This window comes from Geitlerinema sp. PCC 7407, assembly GCF_000317045.1.
Lineage (GTDB): Bacteria > Cyanobacteriota > Cyanobacteriia > PCC-7407 > PCC-7407 > PCC-7407.
The window spans coordinates 3,976,912-3,993,846 of the sequence record NC_019703.1; the positions used below are offsets into that span (position 1 = coordinate 3,976,912).

Genomic DNA, 16,935 nt, shown 5'->3' on the forward strand with positions numbered 1-16,935 from the left:
AGTTTTTTGGCCAAGGGGCGGAGCGGCAGCAGCTAGGGTCACCCTAGGTAGTTGAACGGGTCAACCGGTTCGCCTTCTTCGCGAACTTCGAAGTGCAGGTGCGGCCCGGTGGAAAAGCCCGTCGACCCGACAGCGGCGATCGCCTCTCCCGCTTTCACGACTTGGCCCTCCCGGACATAGAGCTCGCTGGCGTGGCCGTAGAGGCTCGTGATGCCGTTGCCATGGTCAATTACCACCGTGTTGCCGTAGCCGCCGTACCACTCCGCGATGATCACCACGCCATCGGCGGCGGCCTGAATCGGGCTGCCGTAGTCCACACCAAAGTCAATCCCCGCATGGAAGCGATCGGTGCCCAAAATGGGGTGGACGCGCCAGCCAAAGTTGCTGGTGATTTCGCCAGCGCTGGGGTAGACCATGAGCCCCGACCCCCGAATAATCACCGGCTTGCGGATGATGGCTTTGGGAGCGGCGGCGGCAACCCGCTGCTGGATCAGGCCGCGCAGGCGGCTCGAGTCGCGGGCTAGCTGCGTTTCGGCGGCTTCTAGGGCTGCGCGATCGCTGGTTAGGCGATCGACCAGCAAGGTCTGCGCCTGGGCCTTGGCTTGGACTTCAGATTTTTGGGCGAGCAGCTGCTGGGTGAGCAGGGCAACGTTGTTGCGCTGCTCTTCGAGGGCTTGGCGCTGCTGGCGAATCTTGACCGTTTCGGCCTGGAAGTCTTCGAGCCCCTGCCGGTCAGCGGCGTAAACTCGCTTGAGCTGCTCACGGCGGGCCAAAAATTCGCTCAGGTCGCGGCTTTGCAGCAGCACGGCCCAGCCATTGCCGCCCTGCTGACGCTGCAAAAATCGCAGGCGTCCGATGGTGGCGGCTTGCTTTTGGCGGTAGGCTTTTTCGGCGATCAGATAGTCTTCTTGCAGCTCCTGGAGCTGTTTTTGGGCCAGCTTCAGACGGTAGTCACTGTCTTTGAGCTGCAAGTTGGTGGTGTTCAGATCGAGCTGGAGCTGCCCCAGCTGCTGCTTGGCGGTGCCTTCGGCCTGCTGGAGGCGATCGCGCTCTTGCTGAATGGCCGATCGCTGCTGATCAACTTGCTGCTGCTGCTGCCGCAGCTGATCAATTTCATTGGCCCGCGCGGGCACCTGGGCGATCGCCCATCCCAGCACCCACAGACTCAGCAGCCCAGCGACGAGTTGTCCCCAGGTCCATTTTTGGAGCCATTTTTGCTGACGCTTGCTCACACCGACGACGCTCCCACGCCTATCTCTGACCGCAACTGCGCCGGGTTCGGCTGATTGGGTCTGCTGACTGAGGTCGATGATAGTGCAAAACCCCGCCAGCGACGCAATTTTGGCAGGGGCGAGTTCTAGGGTTTGGAGAGGCGATCGCTGACCACCAGGAGCGCAATGCCCCCAGCAATCACCACGGCGACGGCTCCCGCCGCCGTCCAGGCGATCGGGAACTGCCGCAGCTTGCGATCGCCCGGTTCCGCGATCGCCGCGTTTGCCCCTTCAGCAGTCTGATTTGCCACTGCCTCCGGAGGCTCCGACGTCGCTTGGCCCACGGCCACGGTCACCGGATAGGTAAACTGAAACGCCTGAAAGTCGCCCTCTGTCTTCGGTTGGCCCCGCAGCTCTAGGGTGTAGCTGCCCGGCCGCGGGAAAACAACCTCTGCTCCGGGCAGATTTTCGTAACGCTCGGCGGCGATCGCCTCCAGCGGCGGCTCTAGCAAAGGCTCAGCCTCAAGGGCGCGCGGCTCCGGATAGACCGCCAGCTCGCAATCACAGGCCTCTAGAGGAATCGACTCGCCGCCCCGCCGGGTCAGCAGAAACCACACCTGGGCAGGCTGGCCCGCGGTGGGATTGTGATCGGGCTCTAGGTGAAAGGTTGCGGCCACGTCGTTGGCGGTGCGCACGGTGTGCGCCAGCCCGGGGAGCGCGGCGATCGCCCCTAGGCCCAGGGCCAGACTATTTGGAAGCAGAAACCGAAGGAGGCGCGCCATAAAACTTTTCCAAGGACAGCAGGGACCAAATCCAGCGCGATCGCACCAGCAGCACTCCCAGTACCAGGGCCGCCAAGACCAGCGATCGCGCTTGTTCGGGGCCTTGCCAGGTCAGATTGCCCAGGTAGTGAGACCCCAAAAAAATCGTGTGCAGGGCCGCCAGCACCCAGGCCGGCAGGGCTAGCAGGTGCAGCCGCCGCCAGGCCGGCCCCAGACGGCGGATCATGGCATCCGAGCTGGTCAGAGCACCCGGCAAAAGGCACACCAGCGCCCCAATGCCAGCGGCGATCGCCCCTTGCTGCCAGCGAGGCAAGAACGCCCACGCCTCCCAGTTCCAGCCCCAGGCGTGCTCTAGCATGTGCAGCGCGTGCACCAGGGCCAGCACAAAGCCCCCCACCCCCAGCAACCGTCGGCAGCGCAGCAGCCCGGGCCACAGGCGACTCAGAGGCCGCGCCACCAGAGCCAGCCCCAGGCACACCAGCGCCCCGTGGCCGGTGTAGTCCACCATCTGACCCGTCCGCAAAATCGTCAGCAGACCGATCATCAGCGTGACCCACCCCCCGGCCTGAAATAGCTGACTGCGGCGATCGCGGCTCATCAGCGACGTCGAGATCCCGACCCCCAGCATCGTCGGCAGCGTCCCCAGACCAAAGGCCAGCATGATCAGCGCGCCCCACCAGCTCTCTCCCGTTTCCGCCGCCTTGATCTGGGCCGCGTAGAGAAAACCGCAGGGAATCAGGCCCCACACCATTCCCAAGAGAGCCGGTGTCCACCACTGTTTGCGCAGGGAAAGGGTGACCATCGCGCTGCTGAGGCGCTGATGCAGCTTCCCCTGGGTCAGCGGGTGCAGCAGCGGCAGCTTGGGCAGAAGTCCGGCGCTCACCTGGGCCAAGCCGGCCCACACCAGCAGCCCCCCGGTCACCAGGGCCATCACCCGGCGCAGGTCGCTGCCGACCCCAGCCATTTGCCCGCCAGCCAGCAGCACCGACCCCAGACCGCCCATGGCTAGACCGACCAAGCCATAGCTCAGCAATCGCCCTAGATTCAGGCAGGTGTGGAAATAAAGCTGCTGAGTTAGGGAGTCAGAAGACTCTGAGCTGGATTCAGACAGGGAAAAGGCAACGGTAATAGGGCCACACATGCCTGCACAGTGACCAAAGCTGCCCAGGAATCCCAGGGCCATCATGAGCAGAACATCAAGCATGGGGACGGCGCATTGAACAAATGGCAGTGAGGCCAGCAGAGCGATCCGAGGTCGAGGTGGCGTTGGCAGAAACCCAGTCGCTGGGAGCAACGCAACAGAACTTTATTGTTTCACGTTCGGCGGCGCGCTGGCAGACTCCAAAAAAGGAAGGGCGATCGCTCAATGCTGTCCAGAGGCGATCGCCCAGAAAACCGACAAATTAAAGCGTCAGGAATTACCAGCCTTTCTCTGCCTGGGCCAGCACGTAGGCGGCCACATCCTCGATCTGCTGGGCAGTCAGCCGTCCTTTGAAGGAGGGCATGGCGTTTTTGCCGTTGGTGACCTGGGTCTGGATCGCTTCGGTGGAGGCCATACCGTACTGCTCTAGGTCAGCTTTTTTGAGGGTTTTGGCCGCGTTGACCACGTTGCCACCGCCGATGTGGCAGGCAGCGCAGTTAGCCCCAAACACCTGGGCACCGCTGTTGAGGTCCGCTGCCTGCACAGGCTGAGTCATCAACCAAAGGGACGTCGCAATCACGAGGGCGATCGCAGAGAAAAGCTTTTTCATGAGCGATTTGGAAGCACTTTTAACTCCTCCGTAGTGTGTCGGCTGCCCAGGGGCAAGGTCAAAAGACGCTGCGTCAAAGGTTAAAGATTGTAACGTTATTCCCTATTTTCCTGGGTCGAGAATCTCGCTAAGCTGAGCCAAGACGCGATCGCCTTGGCTAGCCCGCGCTTCGCGTTTCTCGTGCTGACACTGGCGCATTCCTATGACTCCTTTGCCCGACCATCGCCCAAAACATTTGTCCCTAGGGTCTCTGGAGGCCGAGATTCTCGACATCATCTGGGAGTCAGAATCGGTGACGGCCAAGGAAATTCACGATCGCCTCCTGGCAGACCCCGATCGCGAGCTGGCCTATGCCTCGGTCATGACGGTGCTGCGGCGCCTGACAGAGAAGCGCTGGCTGGCCTGCGATCGCCAAGACAAGGCGTTTCGGTGGCGATCGCTGCTGTCGCGAGAGGAAACTCAGATTCTCAAGGCCCATGAGCAGCTCCAGCGCTTTTTGGCCGTCAGCAATCCGGACATCGTGGCGGCTTTTGCAGACAGCCTGGACCAGGCAAGCTTGGAGCAAATTGAGGCGATCGCTCGCCAGCTGCAAACGCTGCGGCGCGCCCGGGAGGATGGCCCATGCACCTGACTATGCTGCTACTTGCGGGGGGCTTGGCCCTGGGGGTTCACGGGCTTTGGCGGCCTCGGGTCGGGTCGTGGAGCGATCGCTGGCACTGGGCCTTGGGCAGCTTCTTGTTTCCGCCGGTGCTGCTGCTGACGACGGCCTGCGCACTGCTCTGGATGGGGCCTCACGGGGCGATGGTGGGCCGCTGGGGAGGCTGGCTGAGCTATGGGCTGAGCTGGCTGCTGATGGGCTGGGGGGCGATCGCCGGTCTTAGCCAGCTCTCCACCGCGTGGCAGAGCTGGCGACAGGTGCGCACCTACCGGGCGATCGCCCTGGGAGCGCGTCAAGGTCGTCTGCTGGAGACTGATTTGCCCTTTAGCGCCCAGATTGGTTTTTGGCGCTCTGAGCTGGTGATCAGCCAGGGACTGCTGGACATGCTCGACCCCGAGCACCTGGAGGCCGTTCTCACCCACGAAGCGGGTCATGCCCACTATCGCGACACGTTCTGGTTCTTTTGGCTGGGCTGGCTGCGGCGGCTGACCGCCTGGCTACCCCGCACCGAGGCCCTCTGGCAGGAGCTGCTGGCGCTGCGGGAGCTGCGCGCCGACCACTGGGCCGCTCAGCAGGTCGATCGCCTCGCCCTAGCAGAATCGCTGCTGGCGGTGGTCAGCGCCCCCCTTCACTACGCTGAGGACCTCTGCGCAGCCTTTAGCTGCTCCGCCCCGCCCAATCGGCTCCAGGAGCGCATCGAAGCCCTGCTGTCCAACACAGAGGAGCGTCAGCAGACGTCCCTCTGGCAGGTGGGTCTGTGGCTCGGCTTCGCGCTGCTGCCCTTGATGGCGGTGCCGTTTCACCACTAGGACTGGGCAGGCCAGCGGTCCATGAGCTCAGCCACCACGCGATCGAGGCCGACGGCCCGAGACGCCTTGAACAGCAGGCGATCGCCCGGCTGGATTAGGGCCTGGAGGCGCGCCACCAGCGCGGCATGATCGGCGAACTGCTCTGCTACCAGGGGCTCTGCCCCGGAGGCCAAGGCCGCAGCCTCTGGCGGATCTGCCAAAATCAGCAGCCCGTCTAAGCCCAAATTTTGGACCGCTTGGCCCACCTGGTGGTGAAATTCGGGCGATCGCTCTCCCAGTTCCTTCATCGTGCCCAGGACGGCCAGTCGCCGGGTTCCTGGGGTCTGGGCCAGCAGGCGCAGCGAGGCCAGCATGGACTCTAGGCCCGCGTTGTAGGTTTCATCCAAGATCACCACGTCCGGAGCGAGCTCATGGCGCTGGGCTCGGCCACCCGGCAGCTCCACCGCCAGACCCGCCTGCAAGCCAGACCAGTCCAGCCCTAGCACCTCCGCCACGCCGATCGCCCCCAGGTAGTTCAGGGCATTGTGCTCGCCGGACAAGGGCAAGGGCAGAAGGCGATCGCCCACTTGCAGCGAGCCATCTGGCAGGACCGTCCCCTGGAAATTTCCATTTTCTAGCCCGTAGCTGAGGGTCCGGCCCGACCATACCGTGTTTGCGGTCCGCATCAGGCGCGCGTTGTCTCCATTGAGCACCGCCACGCTCTCAGCCGGCATTTCCGCCAGCAGCTCACACTTGGCGCGGGCGATCGCATCCTCGGACCCCAAGCGCCCAATGTGCGCCGTCCCCACATTGGTAATCATCCCCACCGTCGGGCTGGCAATTTGGCACAGCAGGGCGATTTCCCCAGGGCCGCGCATTCCCATCTCGATGACGGCGAATTGGTGCTCCGGCCCCAGCTCCAGCAGGGTTTTGGGGACGCCAATTTCGTTGTTGTAGTTGGCCTGGGTCTTGAGGACCGGCCCATGCTGGCCCAGGACCGCCGCGATCAGCTCCTTGGTGGTCGTCTTGCCCACCGAGCCGGTCACCGCCACCACCGGAATCGCAAACTGCTGTCGCCACCAGTGCCCCAGGGCCTGGTAGGCGACCAGGGTATCGGGCACCCGGATCAGGGGCAGGTCCGCCGGAAGCTCAGCATCCTCGGCCACCAGCGCCGCGATCGCGCCTTGGGCGATCGCCTGGGCCACAAAGGCATGACCATCGAAGGTCTCCCCTCGCAAGGCCACAAACACTTGACCCGCCTGGATTTGCCGCGTATCCGTCGACAGGCCGGTCGCCACGGCCAACCGTTCAGGCTCCGGCAGAGTCACCTGCGACGGCTGGAGTATCGCCACAATTTGGGCAAGGGAAGCTCGAAAAGCCATGGGCCGCTCAATTCAAAAGGGATCGGGAGTCATTAAAGAGCGATCGCCCATCCCAGAGCAAGCCTGCAGGAAATTCGTCGCGATCGCCTAACGCAGTTTGTTATGGAATCCTGACAAATTTGATCAAATTCAAGGGCGATCGCCTTTGAACTTTGCTACACTCAGCCCCTGTCTCCGACTAGCTTAATCAACCACAGAGCGCTTTAATTTTTAGATTTCTTTTAGATTTCTTTTAGATTTCCTTTGGATTTCAACTATTTTTTCAGAGAAATCACAGTACAATTACTTAAAATTTGACAAGAGATCGTTGCGGAACAACCCATTAATCCGCAATACTCAGGTTTGAGGAAGCGATGGCCCTGAGCCACAGGTTCATCAATTCTTTAATTCTCGCTTCCTGAGATTCTTGCTTTCTTCGCCGGATCTTTATCCTGCCCGATCGTCACGCGTGTAACTTTGGAAACATAGCCGGATTGCCAAGCGCAATTTTTCGCGTTAAGCAGCCCTGCCCAGAACGCTTGTCCCTTCCAGCCCTGTTTGCTTTTTTACTGGCTACTTCCGGTTCGAAGATCAACAACTGATTGGATTTGTTACCTGCTTTGCACTGCCTCAGAAATAATCCCCCTAGGATAAAGGGGCTTTTTTGAGAGGCTTTTGACGTTGAGTTTGTGATCTTGGCAGACCATCTATCGCCCCCCAAAGCAGCGCATCTCGCGAGGGTAGGGGTGTCCGCCAGCAGTTTCTTAGATCACAAGCGGAACTCGCGTTTTTACTCAGCGTCTAGCGACATTAGGGGAAGGTCAAGAGGAGTACTCACACCGTGTCTACTTGGACGGATTGCCACCACCGACCGACCAATACCGATGAGCAGCGGATTTATAGTCATCTGCTTGATCGGGTGCAGGTTGAGTCTCCAAGCCAGCTGATCGATCGCTTTCAGCGGCTGTTTATCGACGGGATTGGCTATCCCGAGAGCGACATCCTCGAAGCCCTCCGCCATCTCACCAGCGCGCGCGATGCAGAGCAGCAGTTCCGCTTCATCGTCAATCGCTGCTGTCACATTCTGATCAACCGATGGCAGATGCACCCGCACCAGCAAAGTGCCATCCCGACGTTGATTGAGCTTTTTGCAAATCCGACCCCCCGCCATCTGGCCCACTACCCGATTTATGTGCGGCGGCTGCGGGACTTGGTGGACCAGTTTCGCAATAGCGAGCAGTATCTGACGCTGCGACGGCTGGCGGACGTGATGCGGGAGAGCCAGCTCAGCGCTGAGGCAGAGCAGCTGCCGCTGGGTACGCTGATTCGGCGCTATCCCTACCTATATGAGCACTGCCTGCTCAGCGAAGACAGCACCTACGAGCACCAGCAGACGGTCCGGCAGATCCAGGCTCAGGTTCAGCGGCAGTTTGAGCTGGATTTGTCCCAGTATGTGACCTATCGCGTCCGGCGATCGCAGATCAAGCGCTCCCAGGCCGCTGAAGCCAAAATGGCGATCGCAACCGCAGGCAAATCTTCTTCTTTGATCCTGCCTCAGCAATCTCGAATCAGCACGCCGCCCCGCGCCCTCACCCCAGTCACCAACCCCACCCTGCTCTCGGATCAGGAACTGGGTTTCGCCATCAAGCAGTTTGTCGGCAAGGTGAAAGACGGCCACACCTACCGGGATCTGGCCAATCAGTTTTTGACCCACACCAGCCAGGGCCAGTCTTTCCATACTTTCAAAAGCGACCTGTACGAGTACATCACAACGTCGGTGGACCGGGACTACGGCAAGCGGCAGTTCAATCACCAGCTCTGCAACCATCTCAAGAACACGCTGCCAGACAGCGACGGCCAGCGGATGAACGATTTCTTGATGGTGCGCACCTGCAGCAACCTGCTCAACTTCTTGGTCGCAGAGGGCCAGCGCAATCCCAATCACTTCCTGTTCATTGACCTGATTACGAATATCGGCCCCACGGTAACCACGGGCATTTTGCTGAAGGTGGTGCTGATCTGCCGCAAGGTCAAGCCCTATCTAGAGCGCCGTTTTTCGATCTTGTTTAATCACTACGAAAGCTGCACCCACGACGCGGTTCTCTGGCTCGTGCAGGCGCTGGAGAACCTAAACGTTGCCCTTGTGACCAACTTTGGCGCGGTGGATTTGTCGTTTGTGGGTCAAAGCGCCCGTTAAAAGGCGATCGCCCCCAAGAATGCTCGTCAGAATTCCTGGGGGCGATCGCGATCTAGAGAAACCTAGGCAGCTTGGTTAGTCTGGAGATATCTAGAGGTCTCCAAAGCCCTTGCGCTTGTTGGTTTTCTTTTTCTTCTTGGCAGCGCCAGGGTTGCCCCAGCCCGGCTGAGGGCGCCCCGTCCCCATCCCGGGCATACCGCCCATACCCGGCATTCCCATGCCTGGCATTCCCGGCAGACCGCCGTACTGGCCCATCTGCTGCATCATGGCGCGCATCCGCTGGAAGTCGCTCACCAGCTTACTCACATCGCGCTCCGAATGGCCCGAGCCCTTGGCGACGCGCTGGCGACGGCTGGGCGAACTGGACAGCAAGTCTGGATTGCGGCGCTCCGCTTTGGTCATGGAGCTGATCATCGACTCTGCCCGCTTGAGCTGGCTTTCGCCCTGCTCTAGCTGCTCGCTCGAGATTTTGTTTAGGCCCGGGATGAGCTTGATCACGCTGCCCAGGGACCCCATGTTCTTCAAGAAGCGCATCTGCTTCAGGAAGTCATTGAAGTCAAATTTGGCCTCCAGGATTTTCTCCTGCATCTTCTCGGCGTCGGCCAGATCAAACTCTTCTTGAGCCTTTTCGACCAGGGTCAGCACGTCGCCCATGCCCAGAATGCGCGAGGCCATGCGGTCTGGGTAGAAAGGCTGGAGGGCCTCGACTTTTTCGCCGACGCCCACAAACTTGATGGGCTGACCAGAGATGCGCCGTACGGAGAGGGCTGCACCACCGCGGGCGTCGCCGTCCATCTTGGTCAAGATGGCGCCGGTAATGCCAATTTGCTCGTGGAAGGTGCGGGTCAGGTTGGCGGCCTCTTGGCCGGTCATGGCGTCCACGACCAGCAGGGTCTCGTGGGGCTGCACCGTTTCTTTGATCTGGGCCAGCTCAGCCATCATGGACTGGTCAATTTGGAGACGGCCAGCGGTGTCGATGAGGACGACGTCAACGCCGAGCTCGCGCCCACGCTCTACGCCTCGCCGAGCAATTTCGACGGGGTTGGCCTGGGTTCCCATCTCGAAAACGGGAACGTCGATTTGTTTGCCGAGGGTGATGAGCTGGTCGACGGCGGCGGGCCGGTAGACGTCGGTGGCCACCATCAGGGCTTTGCGGTTTTCTTTGCGCAGGTACAGCGCTAGCTTGGCGGTGGCGGTGGTTTTACCGGTTCCCTGGAGGCCTGCCATGAGGACGACGGCGGGCGGTGTGTCGGGGCTGGCGAGGGGGGCGTTGGCCGAGCCCATGACTTCGACGAGCTGGTCATGGACGACTTTGACAAACACCTGGTCGGGGCGCAGGCCCTTGATCACGTCGGCTCCCAAGGCTTTTTCTTGGACCTCGGCGACGAAGTCTTTGACGACCTGGAGGTTCACGTCTGCTTCGAGCAAGGCGCGACGGACTTCCCGAATGGCCGCTTCGACGTTGGATTCGGTGATTTTGTCTTGGCCTCGTAACTTTGTCCAGGCGGATTCAAGACGGTCGGCTAAGGCTTCAAACATACGTTCGTCTGGGGATGGCAGGCTCTGGGCACGGACTGGGGGCGATCGCGCTTACCGGCAGGCGGCGATGGGCGCGCTTTTGGGGCGTGACTGGCGATCGCGTTTTTTGACATTTATTTATCTTATCTCGCTTGCTTTCCCCACAGGGCGATCGCCCCGGAAGGAGTCAAGACGCTTTCCGTCCCTCGATCGCTTCCGCATAATGGAGACAGTCAATGCTCGGCAGGACTCTGCTGGATTGGCGCGGGGCATGGTTTTGCCCCATTGAGGGCGGTTTGGGCCGACCAGCGGGCCATGCCGCCGCGAGGGCCTTTGGGCCAATGGGTGAATGGGTGCATCAAGAGACATCAGTAGATTAGAACAGGCTGCGATCGAAGAACCAAGAGACTCGAGAACAACGCGAAAACAAAATTTTCAGCCGCAACGGCTTGCGGGATAACCCTTTCAACTCTTTGAGGATTTGACCGGGAAAGTGCTGCGGTGACGTGTTGTTTCTCGTGGGGCCGTTCGCCGAATGCCGATGGCGCTGAGGACAGGCTTCCCTCGCTACCACGACACGCTGTCATGGCAGATGGGGCAGACCGACGGCGATCGCAACTATCCGCTTAGCTCAATGGTGTTTGACCTTTCGTTGGTGGCGCTACGTCGTTATGCATCAGTCAACCTCCCAGCCGACTGCTCCCGCACTCAGTGCTGCACCGGTGCCGGCGCCGGTGCTGGACGCGATCGCCCACCCCAGTACTGACTCAGACTGGATGGCCACGCTCCTCGGCAGCAGTCGCCAGTTTTTCGCTGCGATCGACCCGGAAACGATGCTGATCCAGTTCGCCAACCCTCGCCTCCAGCAGTATCTGGGGCTGGCAGAGGAGCCGGCGGGGCACGTGCTGGCAGCGGGACTTCGTCTCGACAGCGTCTTGGGCGGGGGCGGGCGTCTCCTGGCGCGGCTGCTGCGGCAGCAGCTACTGCTGCGGGCGCTGGTGCTGGACTATGGCCTGGCCGAAGATCTGGTGCCGCCCGAGGAACCGGCAACCGCCACGCTTCAGGGGCGCAGTGAGTCCTGCTTTTGTCAGTTTTGGCTGCGGGCCAACGCTTTGGCGGTGCGCGAGTCCCCAGATACCCGCGATTCAGAAGTTTGGAGCCGCGTCCAGGGCTACACCAAGGCCGATGTGGCGGTGCTGATGACGGATTCGGAGGCCACCAAGGCGTTGGCCCGCCGGATCAAGCTAGATCAGTATCATTTCCAGGGGCTGCTGCTGTTTGAGGGCATGGACGTCACGACGACGGAGACCATGCGCCGCATTACCTACCGCCTGATCGATCGCGAGTCGGTCCTGCGCCCCGAAAAATTCGCCCAGATCAACCAGTGGATGCGATCGCTGTTTCGGGCGACCACCAGCGTGATCCTCAGCGCCGAGCGGGGCCAAGCCCAGCTGCTCGTGGGCAGCGCTGGCGACGAATTTAACGCCACTAGCTACCCGATTCAGGCCCTCCAGGGATCGTGCTTTATGAAAGCCGCCGAGGCCAATCGGGTCTGGAACGTCACCGATCTGACCCAGGAAGGGCACACCGAGGGCGAGCGGCAGCTGCTGGCGGTGGGGGTGCGATCGATGCTGCTGATCCCGCTGGTGGTGAAATCCACCGAGGTGGGCGAAATTTCGCGGCAGCTGGTGGGTCTGGTGGGCCTAGCGAGCGATCGCCCGCAGCACTTCAATCACCTCGACTGCCGGCGCGCCGAAGCCCTAGTCGTCCCCTTCACCGTGGCCCTGCGCCAAGCGATCCAGCAGCGCTTTACCCGCTTCACCAACATTCATCCGTCCGTCGAGTGGCGCTTTTTGCAAGAGGCCGAGCGGCGCAGCTGGGGGCTGCCGCCGGAGCCGATCATTTTCCAGAACGTCTATCCCCTCTACGGAATCTCCGACATTCGGGGCTCCTCCGAAGAACGAAACCGCGTAATCCAAGAAGATCTGGTCCAGCAGTTCCAGCTGGGGCTGGCGGTGGTGGACGCCGTGTGCGGCTGCCAGGAAACCGCCCTCGGGGAGCAGATTCGCTTTGATCTACTGGACTATCTCCAAAAGCTCCAGGAAAAGGTCACCGTGGACTCGGAGGTGTCGGCCATTCGCTACCTGAGCGATCGCCTGGAGATTTATTTCGACTACTTTGCCCAGTGCGGCGAAGCGGCCCGCCAAGCCGTCCAGACCTACCGGGATGCCTGCGACCCAGAGCACGGCTGCGTCTACGTTGCCCGAGCCCGCTACGACCAGATGATCCACCAGATCAACACCGAGCTGCGGGACACCTGGAATCGCTGGCAGGAGCAGATGCAAAAGATCACCCGCCACTACTGCGATATCGAGGCCACCGACGGCATCGACCACATGATCTATGCGGGGGTGTCCATCGACCCGAGCTTTAGCCCCTTCCATCTGCGCAGCCTCCGCTACGAGCAGCTGCGGGCCATGTGCGACTGTGCCCGGACCGCCTTTGCCCTCCAGTCCTCGTGCAGCACCAAGCTTCAGGTCGCCCATCTGGTCTTGGTCCAGGCTTCGACGGTGGACATTTTCAACGATGAGAAAACCGAAAAGCTCTTTGATGTCAAAGGCAGTCGCGACACGCGCTACGAGATCGTCAAAAAGCGCATCGATAAAGGTCTCGACACCGCAACCAAAAGCCGGATTACCCAGCCCGGCAAGCTGACCCTGGTCTACTCTACAGACGAGGAATTTTCAGAATATCAGCAGTATCTGCGCTATCTGGCCCGCGAAGGCTGGGTCGAAAGCAAGGTCGAAACGGGCGAAGTAGAGCCGCTCCAGGGCGTTGACGGGCTGCGGTTTGCTCGCGTGGCGGTGCTGCCAGACCCAGCGCGCGATTTGACCTTGCCGCCCGTGGCCCCTGAGACAAATCCCTAGGCCACCCCGGACCCGCCGTGGCAGGATGGTTGGTTGGGAACGGGCGTCGCTAGGCAAGGGACATGGAATATCGGGGTGGCGTTTTGCAGCCGTGGCTGGAAGCTGGGGCACCAGAGAGCGAGGCTGAGCCTCCGGCGATCGCCCGCTGGGTGGAGGTGCTGGTCGACTGTCCTGGCGCCCAGGGCCTGTTTACATACGGGGTTCCCGACACGCTGACGGTGGCAGCGGGGGATATTCTCAGCGTGCCCTTTGGATCGCAGCAGGTGGGGGCGATCGCCCTTCGCGAGCTGACGGCGCTGCCCGACGAGCTACAGGACCAGCCCCTCAAGCAGGTCGAAGAGGTGGTGTCTCGGGGCTTTTTCCCGCCGACCTACTGGGCGCTGCTTCAGCGGGTGGCCGACTACTACTGCACACCGCTGATGTCGGTGATCCGGGTGGCGCTGCCGCCGGGCCTGCTGGGGCGATCGCAGCGGCGGCTGCGGCTCTGTCCTGAAGCGATGCCGGCGGAGGCTGAGGCCTTTCTCAGCGGCCCCGCCCAGGACATCTTGGCCCGCCTGCGGGGGCAAAAGCAGGGCAACTATTCTTGGCAGTACCTCCAGCAAAAGGTCAAGGGCGCTAGCCGCGGCCTCAAGGATCTCCTGCAGCGGGGCTGGGTCGAGAGCTATCTAGAGCCGCCCACCCTGTCCCAGCCCAAGCGCCAGCAGGCGGTGACCCTGATCGCAGACTTCGAGGCCCAGGAGCTAAGCCCCCGCCAGCGGGAGGTGCTGGAAGTGCTGCGCCGCCAGGGCGGAGATCTGTGGCTCACGGAGCTGCTGCAGCTGTGTCAGGCCAGCTCGTCGGTTGTGAAGGCCCTGGCCCAAAAGGGGCTGGTGGTGGTGCAGCCGCGGGAGGTGCTGCGCAGCGATCGCGGGGTGGCGGTGGAGGCGGACCAGCCCAAGGAGCTGACACCGGCCCAAGCCGAAGCCCTAAGGGCGATCGCGCCTCTGGCGGGCTACGCCCAGGTACTGCTCCACGGCGTCACAGGCTCCGGCAAAACCGAGGTGTATCTCCAGGCGATCGCTCCCCGCCTCGCCCAGGGCCAATCGGTGCTGGTGCTGGTCCCCGAAATTGGCCTGACGCCCCAGCTGACCGATCGCTTTCGGGCCCGCTTCGGCGGCCGGGTCTGCGTCTACCACAGCGCCCTCTCCGACGGCGAGCGCTACGACACCTGGCGCCAAATGCTCAGCGGCGAGCCCCAGGTGGTTATCGGCACCCGTTCAGCGGTCTTTGCTCCGCTGCCCCGCCTGGGCCTGATCATCCTGGACGAGGAGCACGACAGCAGCTTCAAGCAGGACCAGCCAGCCCCCTGCTACCACGCCCGCACCGTGGCCACCTGGCGCGCCGAGGGGGTGGACTGCCCGATTATTTTGGGTTCGGCGACGCCGTCCCTCGAAACCTGGCTCCAGCTGCGATCGCCCCAGGATTCGCGCTCCGAATCGGCCCCCGAACCGCCCCGGTACTACCTATCGCTGCCTGAGCGAGTCCAGTCTCGCCCTCTGCCGCCGATTCGGGTCATAGACATGCGGCAAGAGTTTCATGAGCGCAACCGGTCGATCTTTAGCCGCAGCCTCCAGCAGGCATTGCAGCAAATTCAGGAGCGCCAGCAGCAGGGAATTTTGTTCATCCACCGCCGGGGCCACAGCACCTTTGTGTCCTGCCGCAGCTGCGGCCACGTGATCGAGTGCCCCAACTGTGACGTCTCCCTCAGCTACCACCACACCCACGCCGACGCCACGCCCCTGCTGCGGTGCCACTACTGCAACTACGGCTGTCCCCATCCCACTCGCTGCCCTGAGTGCAGCTCCACTTATCTGAAAAACTTTGGCAGCGGCACCCAGCGGGTGGTGCAGGAGCTGGCGCAGCTGTTCCCCGAGCTGCGGGTTCTGCGCTTCGATAGCGACACCACCCGCACCAAGGGGGCCCACCGGGCCTTGCTCAGCCGGTTTGCGGCGGGGGATGCCGATCTGCTGGTGGGCACCCAGATGCTGGCCAAGGGCCTGGATCTGCCCCAGGTGACCCTGGTGGGCATCGTGGCCGCTGACGGGCTGCTGAACCTGGCGGACTATCGGGCCAGCGAGCGGGCCTTTCAGGTGCTGACGCAGGTGGCGGGGCGATCGGGGCGAGGGGAGGATCCGGGAAGAGTGATCCTGCAAACCTACACCCCCGATCATCCAGTGATCACCGCCGTGGCCAACCACGAATTTGACTCATTCATCAACGCCGAGCTGGCGGAGCGGGAAGCCCTGAACTACCCGCCCTATGGTCGGCTGGTGCTGCTGCGGTTTAGCAGCTTGGACCCGGTGGCGGTGCAGCAGGCCGCAGAGGCGATCGCCGAAGCCCTCGACACCCCCGACGCACCCTACGATCTGCTCGGCCCGGCCCCCGCTCCGGTGCTGCGGGTGGCGCGGCGCTACCGGTGGCACCTGCTGCTCAAGCTGGGACTCCAGGACGACGTAATGCTGCCCGATGTCACCCTGCTGCGATCGCTCTGTCCTCGCCACGTCAGCGTGACGGTGGACGTCGATCCTCTGAACCTGTAGCGTAGGGCGGCAATTCTCATCCAGGCAAAAAATTGTAACCAAGACAGCGGTTTTTGGGCTTTTCCTGGGCCACAATAGGCAGCAGTTGTCTCCAAGATTTGGCCTATGCGACGCCTTCTCTGGACTGCCTTCCTAGCATCCGCCGCGATCGCCCTTCCCCTCGCGTCTGGCGCTACTGCCTTCGAATGCCCCTACAGCAAAGGCATTTCGGGCTCTGGCTCAGCCCAAGGCCTCAACGGCTCCTCGGGCGCTGGATCGATTCTCCAGTCTCCCTCCCAGGCCGCGCCCTGGGGCATCGCCACTGGCGGCGTTCTGGGTTTGCTGGCCGTGGCTGCCGCGAAAAAAGGGCGGCCCGCAACGTCTGAAGCCCAAGCTGCCGAAGACGAAGCAGTGTGGCCCGAAGCCGATCTAGAAATCGAGATCGTCACCGTCTCCGATCGCGCAGCCGATGAGGCTGAAACGGTGGCGCTCCGCTAGGCCCCGACGATGGGCACTCGTCCAGTCTCGGCACAGACTGGATTTCTCCCCTTCTCAGGGCCATCTACGAAACTATCAAAACTATAGGGTTCTCCTGGTGGTCTCCGGATAAGCCGCTCCCAGTCCTTGGCTGGGAGTTTTTTGTGGCTTGACGCCGCCGCCAAAAGTGTCCCCCGACTCTCCGAAGCTCCTAGAGAAATCCGCTAGGATCGCCCTCGAAGACTCCGACGCGGGAGCAGCCAACTTATGTGCAGATTTCAAGTTTTGAGGCGGGCCGTCCCTGGATTTTTGGTGATTGTCGCCGCCGCAGCCTGCGGACCGGTGGACTCGGCGGGCATTAGCGCCAACCAGCTGCTCAATGGCGCCCAGGTAACCGAGATTCAGGCGATCGCCCAGACCGGCGATCGCCCCAGCACGGTCTATCTCCAGGGCACCGTCAGCGATCGCGCGCCGCTGCTGTCCGGCCATGCCTACCAGCTCCAGGACGGCAGTGGCCGAATTTGGGTGATCACCACCCGCGAGCTGCCGGACCTAGGGGAAGAGCGTCTGATCCAGGGCACCGTGCGCTACCAGAGCATCCCGGTCTCTGGCCAAGAGCTAGGCGAGCGATTTGTCGAGGAAACCCAAGTTTTGCAGCGATCGCCCGCCAAAAACGCCCGCCGTGCCCTTTGACGCTCCGGAGATGC

General features: G+C 62.1%; 13 protein-coding genes. 7 read left to right on the forward strand and 6 right to left on the reverse strand.

Going from position 1 to position 16,935, the window contains the following annotated elements:
• Window positions 1-38 precede the first annotated feature (38 nt).
• The 4 genes from GEI7407_RS16140 to petJ all read right to left on the reverse strand — a co-directional run bounded on the left by GEI7407_RS16140 (window position 39) and on the right by petJ (window position 3,744).
• The gene (locus GEI7407_RS16140; RefSeq protein WP_015173273.1) at window positions 39-1,232 is read right to left on the reverse strand and encodes a M23 family metallopeptidase; all 1,194 of its coding nucleotides are present in this window, start codon (window positions 1,230-1,232) and stop codon (window positions 39-41) included.
• A 125-nt stretch (window positions 1,233-1,357) separates the two neighbouring features.
• Entirely contained in the window at window positions 1,358-1,993 is a 636-nt protein-coding gene (locus GEI7407_RS16145) for a hypothetical protein (protein ID WP_015173274.1), read from the reverse strand.
• Complete coding sequence (locus tag GEI7407_RS16150; protein ID WP_015173275.1) at window positions 1,959-3,197, reverse strand: sulfite exporter TauE/SafE family protein; 1,239 nt, start codon at window positions 3,195-3,197, stop codon at window positions 1,959-1,961. The genes GEI7407_RS16145 and GEI7407_RS16150 overlap by 35 nt, the downstream gene beginning before the upstream one ends.
• Window positions 3,198-3,411: 214 nt before the next feature.
• Window positions 3,412-3,744, reverse strand: a complete 333-nt coding sequence (petJ, locus tag GEI7407_RS16155; RefSeq protein ID WP_015173276.1) for a cytochrome c6 PetJ — start codon at window positions 3,742-3,744, stop codon at window positions 3,412-3,414.
• Between the two features lie 202 nt (window positions 3,745-3,946).
• On the opposite strand from petJ, the gene GEI7407_RS16160 reads away from it, so the two are divergent.
• Both GEI7407_RS16160 and GEI7407_RS16165 read left to right on the forward strand, forming a co-directional pair.
• The gene (locus GEI7407_RS16160) at window positions 3,947-4,375 is read left to right on the forward strand and encodes a BlaI/MecI/CopY family transcriptional regulator (RefSeq protein WP_015173277.1); all 429 of its coding nucleotides are present in this window, start codon (window positions 3,947-3,949) and stop codon (window positions 4,373-4,375) included.
• Window positions 4,366-5,211 (forward strand): M56 family metallopeptidase, encoded by an 846-nt coding sequence (locus GEI7407_RS16165; RefSeq protein WP_015173278.1) that lies wholly within the window; start codon window positions 4,366-4,368, stop codon window positions 5,209-5,211. Before GEI7407_RS16160 ends, GEI7407_RS16165 begins: the two co-directional genes overlap by 10 nt.
• Here the strand turns inward: GEI7407_RS16165 and murF are convergent.
• Window positions 5,208-6,572 carry a UDP-N-acetylmuramoyl-tripeptide--D-alanyl-D-alanine ligase gene (gene murF / locus GEI7407_RS16170; protein WP_015173279.1) on the reverse strand — a complete coding sequence of 455 codons (1,365 nt, stop codon included), beginning with the start codon at window positions 6,570-6,572 and terminating at the stop codon, window positions 5,208-5,210. The genes GEI7407_RS16165 and murF overlap by 4 nt on opposite strands.
• A gap of 820 nt (window positions 6,573-7,392) precedes the next feature.
• Between murF and GEI7407_RS16175 the strand changes: the two genes are divergently transcribed.
• Window positions 7,393-8,748, forward strand: coding sequence for a hypothetical protein (locus tag GEI7407_RS16175; protein WP_015173280.1), 1,356 nt, complete (start codon window positions 7,393-7,395; stop codon window positions 8,746-8,748).
• Between the two features lie 90 nt (window positions 8,749-8,838).
• On the opposite strand, the gene ffh is transcribed toward GEI7407_RS16175, so the two are convergent.
• Window positions 8,839-10,287: a signal recognition particle protein gene (gene ffh, locus GEI7407_RS16180; protein WP_015173281.1), complete on the reverse strand. Its 1,449-nt coding sequence runs from the start codon at window positions 10,285-10,287 to the stop codon at window positions 8,839-8,841.
• 650 nt (window positions 10,288-10,937) lie between these two features.
• On the opposite strand from ffh, the gene GEI7407_RS16185 reads away from it, so the two are divergent.
• The 4 genes from GEI7407_RS16185 (at window position 10,938) to GEI7407_RS16200 (ending at window position 16,921) form a co-directional block, all read left to right on the forward strand.
• Complete coding sequence (locus GEI7407_RS16185; protein WP_015173282.1) at window positions 10,938-13,193, forward strand: GAF domain-containing protein; 2,256 nt, start codon at window positions 10,938-10,940, stop codon at window positions 13,191-13,193.
• A gap of 62 nt (window positions 13,194-13,255) precedes the next feature.
• Window positions 13,256-15,772 carry a primosomal protein N' gene (gene priA, locus GEI7407_RS16190; RefSeq protein WP_015173283.1) on the forward strand — a complete coding sequence of 839 codons (2,517 nt, stop codon included), beginning with the start codon at window positions 13,256-13,258 and terminating at the stop codon, window positions 15,770-15,772.
• A 105-nt stretch (window positions 15,773-15,877) separates the two neighbouring features.
• Window positions 15,878-16,249 (forward strand): hypothetical protein, encoded by a 372-nt coding sequence (locus GEI7407_RS16195; RefSeq protein WP_015173284.1) that lies wholly within the window; start codon window positions 15,878-15,880, stop codon window positions 16,247-16,249.
• Window positions 16,250-16,495: 246 nt separating this feature from the next.
• Complete coding sequence (locus tag GEI7407_RS16200; RefSeq protein ID WP_015173285.1) at window positions 16,496-16,921, forward strand: hypothetical protein; 426 nt, start codon at window positions 16,496-16,498, stop codon at window positions 16,919-16,921.
• Window positions 16,922-16,935: the final 14 nt, after the last annotated feature.